Origin of the sequence: Actinokineospora guangxiensis (genome assembly GCF_042657845.1) — a bacterium.
Lineage (GTDB): Bacteria > Actinomycetota > Actinomycetes > Mycobacteriales > Pseudonocardiaceae > Actinokineospora > Actinokineospora guangxiensis.
Genome location: NZ_JBHSKF010000023.1, coordinates 1 through 17,556, shown reverse-complemented (window position 1 = coordinate 17,556; position 17,556 = coordinate 1). Strand labels below are relative to the sequence as shown.

9 protein-coding genes are annotated in these 17,556 nt (G+C 70.0%); 5 read left to right on the top strand and 4 right to left on the bottom strand.

Going from position 1 to position 17,556, the window contains the following annotated elements; translation table 11 throughout:
• The first annotated feature begins 179 nt into the window (after positions 1-179).
• The 3 genes from ACFPM7_RS29565 (at position 180) to ACFPM7_RS29555 (ending at position 4,837) form a co-directional block, all read left to right on the top strand.
• A complete protein-coding gene (locus ACFPM7_RS29565) occupies positions 180-467 on the top strand; it encodes a hypothetical protein (RefSeq protein ID WP_378251129.1) in 288 nt (95 codons plus the stop codon).
• Between the two features lie 138 nt (positions 468-605).
• Positions 606-2,195 carry an alanine/glycine:cation symporter family protein gene (locus tag ACFPM7_RS29560; protein ID WP_378251128.1) on the top strand — a complete coding sequence of 530 codons (1,590 nt, stop codon included), beginning with the start codon at positions 606-608 and terminating at the stop codon, positions 2,193-2,195.
• Positions 2,196-2,713: 518 nt separating this feature from the next.
• Positions 2,714-4,837 carry a PAS domain-containing protein gene (locus ACFPM7_RS29555; RefSeq protein WP_378251127.1) on the top strand — a complete coding sequence of 708 codons (2,124 nt, stop codon included), beginning with the start codon at positions 2,714-2,716 and terminating at the stop codon, positions 4,835-4,837.
• A gap of 114 nt (positions 4,838-4,951) precedes the next feature.
• Here the strand turns inward: ACFPM7_RS29555 and ACFPM7_RS29550 are convergent, their stop codons facing one another.
• Complete coding sequence (locus ACFPM7_RS29550; RefSeq protein ID WP_378251126.1) at positions 4,952-6,160, bottom strand: LysR family transcriptional regulator; 1,209 nt, start codon at positions 6,158-6,160, stop codon at positions 4,952-4,954.
• Positions 6,161-6,679: 519 nt separating this feature from the next.
• Here ACFPM7_RS29550 and ACFPM7_RS29545 point away from each other — a divergent pair.
• The gene (locus ACFPM7_RS29545; RefSeq protein ID WP_378251125.1) at positions 6,680-7,159 is read left to right on the top strand and encodes a hypothetical protein; all 480 of its coding nucleotides are present in this window, start codon (positions 6,680-6,682) and stop codon (positions 7,157-7,159) included.
• 973 nt (positions 7,160-8,132) lie between these two features.
• A complete protein-coding gene (locus ACFPM7_RS29540) occupies positions 8,133-9,134 on the top strand; it encodes a LysR family transcriptional regulator (RefSeq protein ID WP_378251124.1) in 1,002 nt (333 codons plus the stop codon).
• A 39-nt stretch (positions 9,135-9,173) separates the two neighbouring features.
• Here ACFPM7_RS29540 and ACFPM7_RS29535 read toward each other — a convergent pair whose 3' ends face one another.
• The 3 genes from ACFPM7_RS29535 to ACFPM7_RS29525 all read right to left on the bottom strand — a co-directional run bounded on the left by ACFPM7_RS29535 (position 9,174) and on the right by ACFPM7_RS29525 (position 16,490).
• On the bottom strand, positions 9,174-9,821 hold the full coding sequence (locus ACFPM7_RS29535) for a hypothetical protein (protein ID WP_378251123.1): 648 nt from the start codon (positions 9,819-9,821) through the stop codon (positions 9,174-9,176).
• 123 nt (positions 9,822-9,944) lie between these two features.
• On the bottom strand, positions 9,945-10,313 hold the full coding sequence (locus tag ACFPM7_RS29530) for a cation transporting ATPase C-terminal domain-containing protein (RefSeq protein ID WP_378251122.1): 369 nt from the start codon (positions 10,311-10,313) through the stop codon (positions 9,945-9,947).
• 1,047 nt (positions 10,314-11,360) lie between these two features.
• Positions 11,361-16,490, bottom strand: coding sequence for an AAA domain-containing protein (locus tag ACFPM7_RS29525; protein WP_378251121.1), 5,130 nt, complete (start codon positions 16,488-16,490; stop codon positions 11,361-11,363).
• Positions 16,491-17,556 lie beyond the last annotated feature (1,066 nt).

Here is a 17,556-nt window from a genome sequence, read left to right as displayed (position 1 = left end):
TCGAGAGGGCCTGCGGAGGGAAATTGTCAGGAAGTCGTCAGGTAGCACCGTCCCTGCCGTGCATTGGAGTCCGGTGTCGACACTCGAACCTGACGTTCTCCTTGAGAAAAGGCGTAGAAGCGCCGAAGTGGGTCGCCCCGGTCCTATCCTCGAGGCACAAGCCAAGCAAAGGAGGAGCGATGCTCGACCTCGACACCAGCGCGATACGCGCACTCGCCGAACTGCAGCGTTCCGCCCACATCCCCGAAGGTGGCGGACTCCGCATCACACTGGCCGACAGCCGCGAGCTGAGCCGCTTCACCCTCGCCCTCGTTCCCCGCGCGATCGCAGGCGACCACACTGTCACCGCGGATGACGCCACGGTCTTCCTCACCGCTCCCGCCGCCGACGAACTCGGCAACAAGATCCTCAACGCCACGGTGGACGACGACGGCACCGTGCGCTTCGGCGTGCTCCCACGAAGCTGACACCGCCGGGCCGCGTCCGTCCTGACGCACCACGGGCGGACGCGGCCAACCGTGGCGCGAGGTGGCGCCGGCGCAGCCCTTTCACGGAGCACCGCCGCTGCCCGGGAGTGGCAAAGGTGGATGCACTAGCCTGGCCCCATGTGGAGCATCAGCGCCGAATCCCACGCCACAACCCTGCCGTCGGAGGCCCCGATCCACCTCTCGGCCGCCGAGGGCGGCGCCCTCAGCTCCATCGAGTCCTGGATCAACAGCGTCTTCGACCCGGTGTCCGAAGGCCTGTCCGCGTTCGTTTTCGCCGAGATCACGGTGTTCGGCGCGGAGTTCCCGTGGATCGTCGGCTGGCTCATCGCCGCGGCCACCATCTTCAGCGTCTACTTCGGATTCATCCAGTTCCGCGGCTTCACGACCGCCCTGGACCTCGTCCGCGGCCGCTACTCCAAGAAGGACGACCCCGGCGAGATCACCCACTTCCAGGCGCTCAGCTCCGCGGTCTCGGGCACCGTGGGCCTCGGCAACATCGCCGGCGTCGGCGTCGCGGTGACCATCGGCGGCGCGGGCGCCACGTTCTGGATGATCCTCGCCGGACTGCTCGGCATGTGCACGAAGTTCGTCGAGTGCACCCTCGGCGTCAAATACCGCGAGACCCACCCCGACGGCACCGTCTCCGGCGGCCCCATGCACTACCTGCGCAAGGGCATCGCCGAGCGGTTCGGAGCAGGCGGCGCCATCCTCGGCCGGGTGCTGGCCGTCCTCGCGGCCGTCATGATCCTGTTCTTCGCCATCTCCGGCGGCAACATGTTCCAGGCCAACCAGACCTTCGCCCAGCTGCGCGACGTCACCGGCGGCGACGACGGCCTCCTCGGCTCCGACGGCGCCGCGCTGGTCTTCGGCATCGTGCTCGCCGTCATCGTCGGTTCCGTCATCATCGGCGGGATCAAGTCCATCGGCAAGGTCACCAGCCGACTGGTGCCGTCCATGGCGATCGTCTACATCCTGGCGTGCCTGATCGTCATCGGCGTCAACATCACCGAGGTCCCCGCCGCGTTCGGCGCCATCATCTCCGGCGCCTTCTCCCCCGAAGGCGTCGTCGGCGGCGCCATCGGCGCGCTCATCGTCGGCTTCCAGCGCGCGGCGTTCTCCAACGAGGCGGGCCTGGGCTCAGCCCCCATCGCGCACTCCGCGGTCAAGACCCGCCACCCCGTCACCGAGGGCTACGTCGCCCTGCTCGAACCGTTCATCGACACCGTCGTCATCTGCACCATGACGGCGCTGACCATCATCATCGCCAAGACTGAGTTCTGGACCACCGCCCAGGCGACGGTGTTCAACGGCGGCGAAGTCCCCGACGGCGTCACCGTGACCTCCGAGTCCTTCGGGACCGTCCTGCCCTGGTTCCCCTACGTGCTCACCATCGCGGTGGCGCTCTTCGCCCTGTCGACCCTCATCACCTGGGCCTACTACGGCCAGAAAGCGTGGACCTACCTGTTCGGCAAGTCCACCACCAGCGAGCGCGTCTACCAGATCGTCTTCTGCCTGTTCATCGTCGCGGGCTCCGTCCTGACCCTGGGCAGCGTCCTCAGCTTCGCCGACGCCGTGCTGTTCCTCCTCGCCCTGGTCAACATCATCGGCCTGTACCTGCTGGTCCCCGTGGTCAAGACCGAACTGAAGAGCTTCCACGCCAAGATCCGCTCCGGCGAGATCAAGAAAGAGGAGAACGCCAACTCCTAACCACCTCGCGTGGCCACGCTCGCGGCAGTACCTCAGGGGCGGCGTTCGCGGCAACCTCGACGAAACTCGGGACACGATCTGGCGAGACCGTACGTCACCGGAACGGGCGTTAGCGTCACCGATGGTCCCGCGGGGTGGTCGATCGAGCAGCCGACATCGACGGTGCCGACACCAGGCGCGCCGCCCGGCTTCTTCCTCAGTAGATGGTCGTCGACAGGCGCTCACCGGCAATCCCCCGCTCGTCGGCACTTTCCATCGGCTCCCGGCCGCGCGATCCCGGTGCAGACCGCTTGCGCGCAAGCGCATCGAAGGGGAGGAGCGGCGCGTGGCCGTGTGGGGCCGCGCCGCTCCTCGATGCCGGTGGTCCCTTCCCGGCCACCACACAGGATCGACCGCTCCACTCGACGCAGCGGCCATCATCGACTGTGCAGATGCACCTACATCGCTCCTCGGTTGCGGACGACCGAAGGGAACAGCGAGAATCGCGCTCACATTCACGAAGGGAACGAGCCGCAGAGATGCCGCCGGAAGACCTGCCCATCACCGACTTCGAACGCCTTGCGCTGGACGGTGTCCAAGCGGGTTTCTGGGTCGTGGACAACGATCTGCGGTTCACCGTCGCCCTGGGCGGGATCTTCAACTGGCCTGGCACGACGAGGCCCGCACCGGGGAGCCCGCTGGCCTCGTTCCTCGGACCGGAGCCCGAGGAGATGGCCGAGCCGGGCAGGCTCACCTCCTGGCGGGCCCATCGGCAGGCGCTGGCCGGAGCCACAGTCCAGTGGCGGGTGGACCTGCCCACGGGACCGTACCTGTACTCCCTCTGGGCCCTGGGGCAGGAGGGAGCGGTGACCGGCGTGTGCGGTGCGCTCATCCCGCTCACCCCCGGCTACGCGGGCGACATGGCAGACGCCGATTCGGTGGCGTGGCTCGCGCAGGTGATGCACCACCTGCCCGCGACCGTGGCCGTGCGCGACCGGCTGAGCCGCACGGTGTGGGCCTCGCCGCGCTACCTCGCCGCCGCAGGCCACGACCTCTCCTCGATCGTCGGCCTCACCGAGGCCGACGTTCACAGCGGCGGGGAAGCCACCGACGGCCCCGCGGCGGACAGGCTCGTCCTGGCGACCGACCAGGCGGTCCTCACCCGGCGCAGCTGGATCGACCGGGACGGCTCCCCCCGCGACAGCGACGAGATCCGCTTCCCGTTGACCGGTCCCGGCGGGGAACCCCTGGTCGGCCACCTCGCACTCGATGTCAGCGAACGCGAAGCGGAGCGCAGGCGGGCCGAGGAGGCCGAGCGGCGGTTCACGGCGTTCATGGACCACGCGCCCTTCGGCGCCTGGATCAAGGACCACGAGCGCCGCTACCTGTGGGCCAACCGCGCCCACCTGCGCACACTCGGCGACATCGGTCTCAACACGCTGATCGGCCGCAGCGCCGCGGAGGCCTCTGCCCCCTGGCGCGAGGACGCATGCGACGCCCGCACCGATGTCGCCCTGCGCGGGGGAGAGTCCACCGCGATCAGCGCCGAGTTCGAGGTGGACGGCGAGCGCCGGTGCCAGCAGGGCTTCGTCTTCCCGATCACGCCGGGCGTGGCCGACGGGCTGATCGGCGGCGTGTTCGCCGATGTCACCGAACTGGACGCCGCGCGCCGCGCGGCCGAACTCGCCAACGAGCGGTTCGAGGCGTTCATGCGCCACGTGCCGGCCGCGGCGTACGTCAAGGACCCGGACGGCAGGCACGTGTGGGCCAACCGCGCCTATCTCACCCACTACGGACTCGAATCCCTCGAGGACCTGGTCGGGAAGACCACTGACGATCTCGACGGACCCGCGCTGGCGAAGACGAACTCCTACGAGGACGGGCGCACCCTCACCGGGGGTCTCCCCCGCCTGATCAGCACCAACGGCGAGGACGGCGCCGCCGTCGCGATCGGCTACCGCTTCACCGTGCCCTTCGACGGCGAGACCCGGCTCGCCGGGATCTGGGTCGACACCAGCGAGCTCGCCCGTGCCAGGACCACGCTCAAGCGCTGGCGCGACCGCCACGCGACGCTGTTCGGCCACACCCCGACGCCGGTGCTGGTCAGCACCTCCGCAGGCGAGGTGGTGGACGCGAACCCCGCGTTCTGCGCGCTCGTGGGACGCAGGCTCGCCGAGCTGAGGTCGCTGTCCGGCGACGACCTCACCGGTGCGCCGGGCTGGCGACCGGTGCTCGCGGATCTCGTGGCGGGCAGGGTGAGCACGGCTCGCTACGACCGGAGCTTCGTGCTGCCCGACGGAGCGACCGTCGAGGCCGCGGTGACGGCGGTGCGGGTGCTCGACCCCCACGACGGCACCGACCGGATCGTGGAGATGCTCAGCACCGCGACCCCTCCCGCGGCGCCCGAGGCGACGACGGTCCTCAACGACACCGAGGCGTCGGTCCTGGCCATGCGCGCGGCGGGGTCGTCGGTCGCCGAGATCGCAAGCGCGCTGAGCATGAGCAGGCGCGGCGTGGACTACCACCTCAAGGTCCTGGCCCGCCGCCTGCGCTGCCCGACCAACAACGCGGCGGCGCTCATCTCCCGCGCCTACCACCTCGGCGTCCTGGACACGGGGGCATGGCCGCCCCAGGTACCCGCTCATCACCGCTGCGCGAAGTGACCAGCGACCAAGACCAGCCCCACCGGCGGACCGCGACGACTCGCCCCCGATCTCCCCGACCCCCTGACATTCCCGGCATCGCCACTTGGAGCCGGGGACGTGGCCGATCGGTGGTCACGTTCCGGTCAGGTGAGGCCAGCGGTCGGGGTCGGCGCGCATCTCGGCGAGGAGTTCCGGTCGGCTCGCCGCGAGACGGCGGGAGTGGGCCAGGCGCAGCCAGCCGACGATCCGGTGCGCGACGTCGGCCAAGGTGCCGCCGCGTCGCCATCCGACCGTGACCCGCACCTCGAAGTCCTCGGCCAGCCGGACGGTGGGCGCGGTCGTGCCGGGGACGAAGGCCGCGCTGGTCAGGGCGACCGCCACTTCCGCGTTCAGGACGTGCCGCGCGGAGCGGCTGTGGGTGGAGGTGTACTTGACCCTGGGGTCGAAGCCCGCTGATCGGCACAGCGCCACGACGGAACTGTGGTTGCGGCCGCCGATGGCACCGGTCAGCCAGTCCTGGCCGGCCAGCTCGCCGAGGCCGATCCTCCGCCGCCCGGCGGCGACTCGGGCGGGGACGACGGCATACAGCGGATCGCAGAAGGCGATGGCGGTCTCGTGACCGGCGGGCACCGGCAGGCTGGCCATCGGCAGGTCCAGGTACAGGCAGATGTCGGCCTGGCGCATGGTCGGGGTCCACTCCCGGCCGGGTATCTCGATGACGTGCTGGCTGACGTCCAGACCGTCGGCGACGAGCGCCTCAAGCAGGCCGCTGAAGCCCACCTCGATGGCCATCTCCAGGCCGTGCGGGCTCGGGGGCGCGCACCGAGGCCGGTCGGGCCGACCTCGCAACCGGGTCGCCGCCTGTTCCACCAGAGCGATCCGCGGCAGCAGGTCGGCCAGCGCCGCCGTGGGGCGCACCCCGGTCTGGTCGCGGACGAACAGCGTGGTTCGCCAGCGCTCCTCGACGCGGGAGACCTTGGCGCTGACCGAGGACTGCGGAAGCCGCAGCCCGCGCGCGGCCCCTCCGATCGAGCCGGCCGCGACCACCGCCATCACCAGCTCGACGTGGGACAGCAACACCTCGTCGACGCCGAGGGACGCGGCGATGTGGTCCAGGGACGTGACCGCCTGCTTGGCCAGGCCCACGGCGTCTTGCCCGAGGTCGGCAACCTCGTAGCCGCCGGATTCGGAGTGCCGCAGCCACCCGGGGCCGGTCGGGCCGACCATGCGGCGCAGACGTCGGCGCACCGTCACCTCGCTCGACCCGAGGGCTTCGGAGAGAGCGCGGGTGCCGATGCCCTCAGCGACGCCGAGCAGCAATCGCAGATCCCGGCTCTCCACGGATGAGAACGTTGTTCGACATTCGGTTGGCACGGAAACCACAGTGCTCATGGTTCTCCCACGCGATTTGATCCGGACAACAAATGACAATGTCAACGCCATGGAAAGCGGGAGCGTTTCCGTCCGCTCGGCTTTCCGCGCCCCGGTCCCACGTCGGCCGTCCCCGCCTTCGCCATCGTCCCCGCCTGAACGTCTCCTTCGACCTCGGCCCTCTGGCCGTCCCGCGACCTACTCTGCGGGATGGCTGATCGGTATCGCTGCCACACCGATCGCATTTGGTGTGCATCCGCACATCAGATCGGCGCGTCGGCGCGTCCCGTCGGCGACCGCTCGGGCTTCTCCGTCCGGGACCGCGTCCGCGATCAGCGATGGTATCGGCGTCGGTCCCGATTGGTATTACCCCGGTCCGGATTGCGCGTGGTGGGATCACTTCTGTGCGCCCGCCCTTTTCGGCGGAAGCACAGATCGAGAAGAAGCCCGCAAGAGAACACCATGTCAAGAGAGCAAGAAAGGGATCCGATGGGAACAGTTCAGCGGCGGTCCGGCCGGTTCCGCCACGCCGCGCGGCGAGCACTGCTCGCGGTGGCGCTCGTCGCCGCCTGCCTCGGCATCTCCCTCACGACCACCGGCACGGCACAGGCGGCCAGCACCCACATGTGCTCGTCGACGCCGGTGCCCGCGGGCTGGGTGGTGACGGAGGCGTACACCAACCAGAGCATCTGCAGGCCCTACATCTACTACCGCATCAGCAACGACTTCTACAACGGCATGCACATGTGCTCCGCCACCGCGGTGCCCGCCGGTTGGGTCGTGACGGAGGCGTACACCAACCAGGGCATCTGCGGGCCCTACATCTACTACCGCATCACCAGCAATCTCCAGAACGGCATGCACATGTGCTCCGCCACCGCGGTGCCCGCGGGCTGGATCGTGACGGAGGCGTACACCAACCAGGGCATCTGTGGGCCCTACGTCTATTACCGCATCGTCCGCGCCTGACAGTGGCGCCGCTGGTGCCGGGACCTCATTCCGGCACCAGCGGCGCTATAGCAGCCGGGAGGCAGACCGCGAACACGCATGCACTGTGCGGATGCACAGTGCCTCGCCCACAAGCCCCGGCTGGGCAAGACAAGATCGTTCTAAGGTGGGGTGCACCTGAGGTGTCGACTATGGGCGATCGCTGCATCGCACTCCCCTGCGAAGGTCGCCCGTCGCAGGTGGCGCGGATTTCCTCCGCGGGAAGGCGCCACCGCGGAGGGAAGAGGCCCCGGGGGCATCGGGCGCGCCTCTTCCCTCCGTTCTCAGGCCGGCCACCGAGGGCCGCGGGGATCGAACGATCACGGTGGAGAGGACGGCTCGACGTTCCGATCCGACAGCGCACCGCGTGGCCCATCGGGCTCTGTCAGCCAACCCGGCCGTGCACGACATCGTGTCGAAGGCGTCGATCCCGCGGTGGCCTCCAACCTTGTGCAGGCACGCCGCACCCGGGGGGCGGCACGAGTCACCCAGTCCGCGCCTGGCACCAGCACATGCCCGATCGCACGGCACGGCAGTCGGCCGCGTGGCCGAACTGTCCACTCCTTACCTCGTACGACGAGGACTCCGGCCGGATCGCGAGAACCCGGGGTTCGTCGCTCGCGGTGGGCGCGAGGGTGTCATCGAGGTCACCTGCGGTGCGGCAGCCTCGCTTGCCGGGCCACTCGGCAGGCGGTCGCCTGACAGCGGCCACGGCCCGATGTAGCGCTCCCGAGGGGTGCGGACCGCCCCTCCGCCGGTCCGATCGCTGTGCGCTTGCACCGTCAATGCCGGTCCGGGCTGCTTCACAGCCCGCGCGGGCGACTCATAGGGTCGGCATCGAACCGACAGCGGAGCGAAAGCTTGGACATGTGCACATGGTCGCGCGTTCCGGGCGATGCGATCAGGACGACCGGCCGGATGGCGCTCGTGGGCTTCGGGCGCGGAGGTCTGTGACGTGAAGCTGGAAGTCGAACACCTCCGCTGGATCGTCACCGTCGCCGAGGCGCGCAGCATCACCCTGGCTGCCGCGCGACTCGGCGTCGCGCAATCCGCTGTCAGTTCGCGGATCCAGCGGGTGGAACGGCACCTGGGAGTGCGGCTCTTCGAGCGGAGCAACCGCGGGGTGTCGCTGACCAGGGCCGGCGAGGAGGTCGTGTCGGCGTCCCGGCTGGCCCTGGTGGCCGTTCGGACCGTGGAGCAGACAGCGGCGCACCACGGTGCCCTGCCCCCGTGGGAGTTCACGCTGAGGTCGTCCTCCGCGGTGGAGGGGTTGGTCGAGCACCTGCGGGAGCGGTTCCCCAACCTGCGGGTGAACCATGAGGTGCACGACAGCGACCACGTCCTGGACGCCTTGTCGCGCAACGAGCCGGGCCTGCACCAAGTGCTCGCGCCACCGGCGTCGGCCGTTGTGAACTCGCAGACCTCGCCCGTGTCGCGGACGGAGATGGTCACAGCCACCGTCGTCGAGGAGCCGTGCTGGGTGCACCTGTCGGAAGCACACCCGCTGGCGCGCAGACCGGCGATCGCGCTGGCCGATCTCGCCGACCAGGTATGGCTCGGGCCGCCCGACCGCACCCGGCGGCACGACTACCTGCTGGCGGTGTGCGCCCGAGCCGGGTTCGTTCCCTCGATCGTGCACACCGGCGCCGACCGCGCCGCCGCGGTCAAGCTGCTCGCCGCCAGCACCGCGATCACGCTGGACTCCCCGTCGAAGGCACCGCTCCCCGGCGTGGCCCGGATCCCGCTCACCGACCACGTGCCGCTGCGGCTGCTGCTCTCCTGGCGACCCGACACCGTGCCGCAGCGCGTCGCACGAGCGGCACTGGAGTGGACGCGGTTGTCGTACCGACGCACGACCCCGCTGCGCAATCCCGCTTACTGGGAGCAGCTCGTCGCGGAACCGGGACTGCACCAGGGACTGTTCGCCGACGAGCCCGCTGGGTGGCCGTGCGCGTGACCGGTCCCGGACCCCGGACCGCGGCCCGGGGGACGGCGGTCATTCCGAGTAGTACGGCAGGTAGTAGGGGTCGCTGTTCAGCGATCCCCCGTTGCCCGCGAGCGCCACGACCGAGTAGCCGTTCACGAACTCGATGCGCGTCTCGGTGGACCAGTACGCGCTCGTGATGCTGGTGCCGCCGCCCGCGCGCATGTCCAACACCCCGTTCAGCCCGCACGAGGCGGAGGTCCCGCTCGCGTCGACGGTACCCCGGCGCGTGTAGGTCCACGTGCCGTCCGCCGCCGGGCCGAAGCCCACGCTTGGCGCCCCGCTGAGGGTCACCGTGCCCAGGCCGATCTTCGACACGGTGAGCGTGTCGACGCAGATGATCTTCGAGACCTTGGTCGTGTAGTCCCACGAGCCGAAGTAGCGGTTCTTGGTGTTGATCTCGATGATGGCCCGACCGCCCGCGCCCAGGTACGGAACGTGGTCGTAGGACGCCTTCATCACCATGCTCGCCGTGGCGCCTGCGTTGGTATAGGCGACTTTCGCCTCACGGAAGGCCGGACTGATCCGCTGGCAGGACATCCCGTTCGCGGGGCTGTTGCACGGGAACACCAACCTGTCCGCAGACGCCGAACCCGCGGGCAGCAGTGACAGCACGGCCGCAGCCAGCGATCCGATCAACCCAACAGCTCGTTTGCGCACGACTCCTCCTGATTGCACACAGCATCTCGATGTCACAGCCGGTCGCGGACGCCCTGTCTTTCCGCCTTCGACAAACTATTCGGCGTTGCCACCACAGTGGAAATACCATCGCTCCACGACCCGTCATCTCCTTCGGAGATGGCGGGTTCGGCTTCCTCGGACGCTGGACCTCATCGCCGCCAAGGACAACGTCGTCTTCCTCGGACCGACCAGCACCGGCGGGGCCCACCTCACTCCGACCAGCCGATGAGGGCCGGCCCAGAACAGGGTGTTCATCCAGCGGGCGTGGGTGAACGCCATCTGCAGCGCGATCGTGACGGCGACGCCGAGGGGCAGCCACAGGTTGCGGCGCATCCCCACGAACACGCGAGGACGCTCGGGCGAACGGCAGTTGAACAGGTAGGCGATCTGCGCGGCGACGAAAGGTAAGATGCGGCCGACCAGCGCTCTGGTGAGCAGGGGCAGGGTGGGCAGTAGCAGCGGTCTGGTCATGATCGCTGCCGATCGACCCAGAATGAAGCGGGACGCCCGAAGGCGATCAGGCAGATCCGCGAGCGGACCTGCCTGATCGCCAGGACGTTCCCTCCGATGGGGGTATCACCGCGTTCTCCACGTGGTCGCTGGCCAAGCTGCGCGATCACCGGGCCCGTGGCACCGGGAAAATGGTGCGCCGACAATCACGATCAACGGCACCGACCACCGCAGTCACGGCGAACAGAACGCCGCGATCGAGGGCTACATCCGCTGGCGCAACACACGCGCCCGATCCAAGACCGGGTTCGCCAACGACTCACCATCCGAACCTGGACCCATTATCCGGCCAAGGTCGCGTGACGCACCACTAGAATCTGCGAACTCCCGTAACTTTGACAGCCGGCTCCGGACATGGGACCTCCTGGCATATGCAACGGCCGCCATCGCAGACGCAAACGAAGCACTGCGGGTCGAGCTGCGAGGATGAACCGTGCGGGGCAGGCACGCCAGAGCGGTTCGGAGACGCGTGCGCGGCTGTGCCGACCGCGACCGCGATCAGCGCAGTGCCAATGACCACAAAAGCTTTTCGAAGGAAAGAGAAATACACCGGACCTCCTAGAAAAGTCATCAGGATTGAGCTTCTCCGGGCCACTGGAGAAAACTCATAGTGACATACGAACGAAACCTTGGCACTGATCCATTTCAGTGACAGGAACCGCAGTCAGGGAGAGTTCTCCCCGGTCAGATGACAACAAGCCGAGCCGCTCCCGTCCCCGGTCCGCCTGGACCGCCCGCGCGCGCCGAGTCGCGGCTCGCGCGGCACAGCGAACGCCGTCACCAGCAGCGGTGCGAGCGCGACACCCGCTTGCCGAACGAAGAGCCGTGCCCCGTGACCTGGCGCACGGCCGACATGCCATCGACCCCTTGATGACGTCGGCTATCCCCTTCGGCCTGGCCAAGGTCAAGTACAACGTCACCCACGAATCCGCCACCGTCTACGAGTTCGTCAAGGCCGACGTCGAGAACGCCCGTGGGTGCTCCGGAGTCCGGAGCACCCGCAGGTGGTCACGAGCGGTCGGCGAGGAGGCCGACCACCGTGGCGAACCGCTTCCTGACGTTCTCCGTCATGCGCTTGAGGCCGAGCGCCTCCAAGGCCGCCCTGTGCAGCGCTTCGTCGCCCACCGCTTGGCCAGGACCGGCGAGCTGGGTGAGCAGCGCGGCCAGCTCTCCCGGCGGCACTTCGTCGAACTGCCGCGGCCCCAGGTGGCGGATGCGCACGGGGGGCTGGTCCGGCAACCGGTACGTGCGGGGCTTGATCCCTCCTTCCCCGAGCGGGTCGCTCTCGACGAGCAGGCCCCTGCGCACCGCCTGGGTGATGGTCTTGTTCAGGTCCGCCGCCACCTGCTTCGTGACCCGGACCGCACCGGAACCGCGGACGTAGGCGGTGTGCAGACGACCGCCCAGCACCGGTCCCTCGACCGCGACCACCTGCACCAGGCCCCGGAGGACCTCGTCCCGGGACGCGCCGCCGACCTGGGCCACCGTCCCGGTGAACGCCGCGTACTCGGCGAGCACGAGGCCCACCACCGTCTCGCTCACCTGCTCGTCACCGATCTCGGCACCGTCGTCCACAACCAGCTCAAGGGTGAGCATGGCCGCGCTCGGTTCCGGCTTGACGGGGTCGAGGGCGGAGGTCTCCTCCGGAACGGGGTCAAGGTGGAGGGTGTCCATCCTGTTGCCGTCCAGCGCGATGGTGTCGAGCGACGCCGCGGGTCGGCCGTGGTCAGACGGCCGCGGCTCGACCGGCTCCAACTCGACGATGGCGGGAGCCGGTTCGACAGTGGCGGGAGCCGGTTCGATGACGACCGCCTCCGGTGTCGCGACCCCCGGCACGACCTGCGGCTCCCGATCACGGGTCTGGTCCGTCGTCCACCCCGGCGGGTGGATGTCCACCTCGCGCAACGCGTCCCACAGGCGGGCAAGGACGGCTTCGCGGTCGGCGTAGAACTCCGACTCGCGGATGCGGAAGAACTGCCAGCCGCACCGCTCCAGGTCCCGCTGCCGGGCGAGGTCGCGCTGGTAGGCGTCGGGACCGTGCCAGGCGTCGCCGTCGCACTCCACGGCCAGCCTGGTCTTGCCGCCCATGACCACCAGGTCGATGCGGTACCCCTCGGCGGGGAACTGCGGAACGACGGTGTACCCGCGGTCCACGATCCGGTTGAACACCCGCTGCTCGAACAGCGAGTCGAACGGCTCGACCCGCCGGTCGTCGGGCACCGCGGAGGTCATCGCCCCCGCAACGCCGTCCGCGGTCTGGCCATAGCAGTGGTCGAGCAACTGGAAGCGCATGTCCTCGGTGTTGCCCAGGTCCGACGGGCGGACCGAGTGGTAGACCCACAACTGGTCCTTGGCGCGCGACACCGCGACGTTGAAGCGCTGGACGTACATCTCCTGCGTCAGCGCGCCGATCCGCCTGCCCGGCTCGGCGGCCTTGACCATGGACAGGAACATCACGTCGCGTTCGGAGCCCTGGAAGTCGGCGGAATCGCCGCACCGCAGATCCCGCGCCGTCCACTCGTCCGACGGGATGCGCTCCAGCAGCCGCTTCTCGATCCGCTTCGCCTGCGCGCGGCCGAGCAGCGACACGACGCCGAAGGTCAACCCGTCGTAGCGGGGATCGGCGATGCACTTCTCGATCTGGTCGACGATCGCGTCGGCCTCCGGCGGATTGACCTTGTCGGTGACACCGCGCTCGTAGCCCTTCTCGAGGAACACCGGCTTGATCGGCTCCAGTCGGTCCGCGCCGTATTGGCGGACGGGGACCAGGCGGATGCCGTCGGGACCGTAGGCGACGCGGTTGGAGAACCCGATGATCTCCGGCACGCACCTGCGGTGCTCGATGAGCGTCGTCATGCCCTCGAACCGCATCTTGGCCTCGTCGAACAGGCTGCGCTTGGGGTCCTGCCACGAAGCCCGGTAGGGGTCGTCCCAGAGGTATTGCTCGGCAAGGTCGCGGAGCTGTTGTTGGTCGACCCCCACGGCCGTGGGGGACACCTGCTTGTCGTCGCCGATCACCACGATCTTCGGCGCCAGGTACTGCAGGAACGTCGCTTCGAGCCCGGCCTGCGACGCCTCGTCGACGATCACGACGTCGAACATATCCGGCTGGACCCGGAACTGCTCGGCGATGCGGTAGATCGGCATGATCCACACGGGCACCGCGGGACGGCAGCGCGCCATGGCGGCCTTGATGTCCGCGCGGCGCTTGTCGGCGTACATCCCCGTTCCACGGCCAAGCAGGCGGACGAGCTGGGCGTACTGGAGCAGGTCGGCCCGGGCACGGCCGGAGAGCCGCTCCGGGGAGACGGCGTGCCCCCACGCGCGTTCGGCTGCCAGCTGCCCGACCCGGTCCCGGACCTGCTCCTCGATGCGCAGCACCTCGTCCTGCAGCGCGTTGACGTTCTCCTGGGACTGGCCGAGCACCCACGTCCGCGCCACGGCCCAGGACCAGGTCGCGGTCCAGTCCGCGAGCCTGGCGGTCCACTCGGGCGCGCGCGGGTCCGCCGCCACGGCGGAGCGCAGTGCGGGCAACCGGGTCGCCAGCACCTCGCTGACCGCGTCGCGGCGCCGGATCGCCTCGGCGACCTCGGCGAGGCGCGTCAGGCGGCGGTGCGCCGCGGCGTAGCCCTCGTGGTCGCGGGCGAGGACCGCGGCGGCCAGATCGCCGACGCACGGGGCGGCGTCGGCCCACGCGGCCACGTCGTCGAGGGTTCGCAGGACCTCCGCCAGCGGCGCGGCGGCGGCGGTTCGGGCGTCGGAGGCGGCTGCCGCGTCGACGAGCCGGGCATAGGTCTGGACGGCGGTGAGATCGGTCCAGTTCGGTTGGGGCAGACCGATGGCCGCGAGGTCCCGGGCCTCCACTTCCAGCGCTTGGCCGAGCGCCAGCACGCGACGCAGCTGTTCGTGCTCGGTCATGTGCCACTGGAGGCGTTCGCTCAGGGTGTCCTCGGCCGGTACCCGCACCGAATCGGGCCATGCCCGGTCGAGGGCGGCGAGGGACCGGCCTGCTTCGGCCCACGTCAGGAAGAGGTCGAGGTGGGCGGCGCTGGTGGGCGGCACACCGTTCACCCGCACGGCCTGGAACAGGGCCGAGGAGTGCTTGACCACCTTGGGCGTGAAGGCGCCGATCTTGGGCGTGCCGTCCGGGTTGGTCTTGAGCGCGCCCCCGTCGCCGAGCTGGGCCCGCAGGGCGCCCGCGAGGGAGGCGAGCCGGTCCAGATCGGCCTGGTGCGCCACCCGGATGTCGGTGAGCGGGCCGAGGCGGTGCACCAGGGGGGTGGCGGCCGCGATGACCTGGGCCACCTGCTGCCCCCGGGCGCGCCAGATGTTCGCCCTCCCTGCCAGCACGTCGGACAGCGCGGCGTTCATCCACTCCTCGCGCCGCTTCGACAGCTCGCGGGCTTCCCGCGCGAAGCCGTTGAGCCTGCTCCGCACGCTGGACCGGGTGCTCGGCTCAAGCCCGCGCACGGCGTCGAACGCATCGTGCCCGGCGAGGTGCCCGTGCGCCTCGCTGGCCTCGACGGCGCGGCGCTCCGCGGCGATCAGCTCTCGCACCGCCTCCGGGTCGGGCAGTTCGTCGAGGCGCGGGCGTCGCAGCGCGGACTCGTCCTCGTCGGCGATCAGCCCGTCATCCACCAGGGCCTGGTGCCAGGCGACCAGGTCGGGTGCCGAGACGGGCGACGGGCCGATTCCCTCCGGGACGAGGTCGACCGCCCAGCCGTGGCGGTCCCGCTCGTCGTCGACGCGGTGGGCGATGGCCGCGAGCGTGCCCCGGTACTCCCCCACCTCGTGGGAGGCCACTTCCCGCAACCGCGCGTCGAGCAGGCGGCGGTACACCTCCGCTCGACGGCGGCGCAGCACGTCGATCGCCGCGAGGAGGTCGTCGATGGCCTGGCGCGAACTCTCCGCGTCGTGCTCACCGGCCATGTAGCTGATCTGCTCGACGGCGACCTTGAGGTCGGCGAGGTCCGATCGCGAGGAGCCGACGACGGAGACGGCCAGCGGGGCGATGGCCTTCGGCAGCTTCGCGCGCACCTCCTTCAGGGCGCGGTCGGTGTGGGCGGTCACGAGCACGCGCTTGCCCTGCGCGAGCAGGTGCGACAGCAGCGCAGCCACGGTGTGGGTCTTGCCCGTGCCCGGTGGCCCCTGAACGAGGGTCTGCGCCTTCGCGTCGACCTGGGCGAGGACGCGCAGTTGGCGCTCGTTGACCGGGAGCGGGAGGAACGGCTCGTCGTCGAGGTCGACCAGGGCGCCCTGTTCCGGCGAAGGGGTCGTGCCGGGCCGGTGGTCCGGGTCGACCAGCGGCAGCAGCCCGTCTGGGACCTGGCCGGATTCGGACAGTTGGGCGGCGACCGCGTCGAGGATGTCGACCACGCCTTGGCGGGAGCGCCTGCGCAGGATGACGGCGGGGGCGAACGCCGCCGTGGCGTGGGGTCCCGGCCGGTGCGGTTCGTCCTCGTCGAGGTAGGCCGCTCCGCTGTCGAGGGCATGCACGAGGCGGCGCAGCGCGCCGCCCACGACATCGCGGTGCAGCACCGCGCTGGTCAGCTCCCGGGCCTCCGCCCTGATCTGCACCACGTGCTGCGGGTTCGCCACGAGTCCGGGGTCGAGCATGTCCAACTCGACCGTGATCCCGTCCGCGCTCTCGGCCTGGTGCACTGCCAACTGCCCGGTGCTGTCGTCGAAGTGGATGGTCGCGGGCACGGTGGCGAGGTGTCGGCGCACGACCGGGTGCCCGGGCGGCGACCAGGACAGGCACCCGACACCGATGACGAGTTCCAGTTCCTCGGTGTGCCCCGCCGCGGTCACGTAGGCCGAAAACAGCTCGTTGTACGCGGTTCGCGCGGGCCGGTCGTGGCGCTCGCGTTCCGCCCACTCCGCCCAGCGCGACGTCCAGTCCGCGTGCAGCTCGCGCACGCCCGGTGCCGCGTCGAGCCGCTGGCGCGGTTCTGCCTCCCCGAGTGACTCGCGCAGCCCGGGGCCCTGGTCGGGGTCGTCCCAGGTGCCGTCCAGCCAGGGGCGCAGCTCGTCGGGGGGCTCCGGCGGGTCTTGGTGCGCGACGCGCTCGACTGTCACCACCGGGTCGGTGGGCTCGGGCGCGCCGTGGTGGCCCCGGACGGCGGGGTGGTCGGGCATCTGGCCGAGCCAGAGAACGCTGTCGTAGCTGTCGATGGTCCGCGGTGGATTGGCTCTGAGTTGTTGGCCCCGTGCGAGGAACTGGAAGAGCCGAACGGCTCGATCAACCGCTGCGACACCCGAATCCGGGCCCGCACCACCACTACCCACGGTCATCCTCCTCAGGGCCGAATGGACCACCGGGATGATCGTCGGCCAAGTCCGGAACGCTACAGCCGATGCCTCTCCGTTACCGCGGTACCGCACCGGACGGCCGGGCCTGCTCGCGGCGTCCTACAGCGCCCATCAGGCGCGTCGATACGCCCCAACCGCAGTCAGCAGGTCGTTGACTTGATCGAGCTACGGTCCAGGTCCTCTGCACTACAGCGCGACCCCAGCTCCGTCATCGGCAGAAGTGTGCGTCCGCACGGCGGCGGCTGCCGGTTGGGGTCAGGTCAGATCGCGGGGATCGCGTGCGGCGAGGGCTCGCTTTCCAGCACGCCCGTGCGCTCAAGCCGGCCAGTCGAGCGAGACCGCCCTCCGCTGGACTGGCACTCGGTCGGTCCTTCGCCCGGTAGATGGTCGACGGCCCGGTCAACCATCCACGTCAGCTTCCCAGTACCCCCCTTCCGTCGGACTCATCGACGTCACAGCCGCAAGCGCTCGGACATAACCGGCGGGCCACCGCCCAGACCCTCACGAAACCGGGTGTCCTGCCAAACCTGTGCCAAGTCCTCCATGCAGCTCTGTTTATGCAGGTCAGAGGTGCCGGGTGATCCGCTCTCCGGAGGCGGGAGTCTCGGCCGACCGTTGGGCGCCGCGCCTGCAGGGCTCGTTCGGCGACGACGCCGCACGCGTCGAGTGCGCCACCCGTGCCGGACTACCCCACCCCGGCCCATGTCCTGGGCGGTGCCGGTGCGGACATCGTCCCGCGCCTCGCCATGCTGTCGGACGAGCATCGCCGGTGGTCGTGGGAGTTGGTCTCAGGCTCGGCGTGTCGCTGGGTGAAGCATTGGCTCGTCTTTGGCTCGGCGCTGTGTGTCTGTGGGCCCGGTCCGACAGGCTGGAGGTGGGTCGGGGAGACTGG

Bases quoted from the DNA above. Each gene is read 5' to 3' on its own strand.
- ACFPM7_RS29565 (WP_378251129.1), top strand. From the start codon at position 180: ATGCTCGACCTCGACACCAGCGCGATACGCGCACTCGCCGAACTGCAG.
- ACFPM7_RS29560 (WP_378251128.1), top strand. From the start codon at position 606: ATGTGGAGCATCAGCGCCGAATCCCACGCCACAACCCTGCCGTCGGAG.
- ACFPM7_RS29555 (WP_378251127.1), top strand. From the start codon at position 2,714: ATGCCGCCGGAAGACCTGCCCATCACCGACTTCGAACGCCTTGCGCTG.
- ACFPM7_RS29545 (WP_378251125.1), top strand. From the start codon at position 6,680: ATGGGAACAGTTCAGCGGCGGTCCGGCCGGTTCCGCCACGCCGCGCGG.
- ACFPM7_RS29530 (WP_378251122.1), bottom strand. From the start codon at position 10,313: ATGACCAGACCGCTGCTACTGCCCACCCTGCCCCTGCTCACCAGAGCG.
- ACFPM7_RS29525 (WP_378251121.1), bottom strand. From the start codon at position 16,490: ATGCCCGACCACCCCGCCGTCCGGGGCCACCACGGCGCGCCCGAGCCC.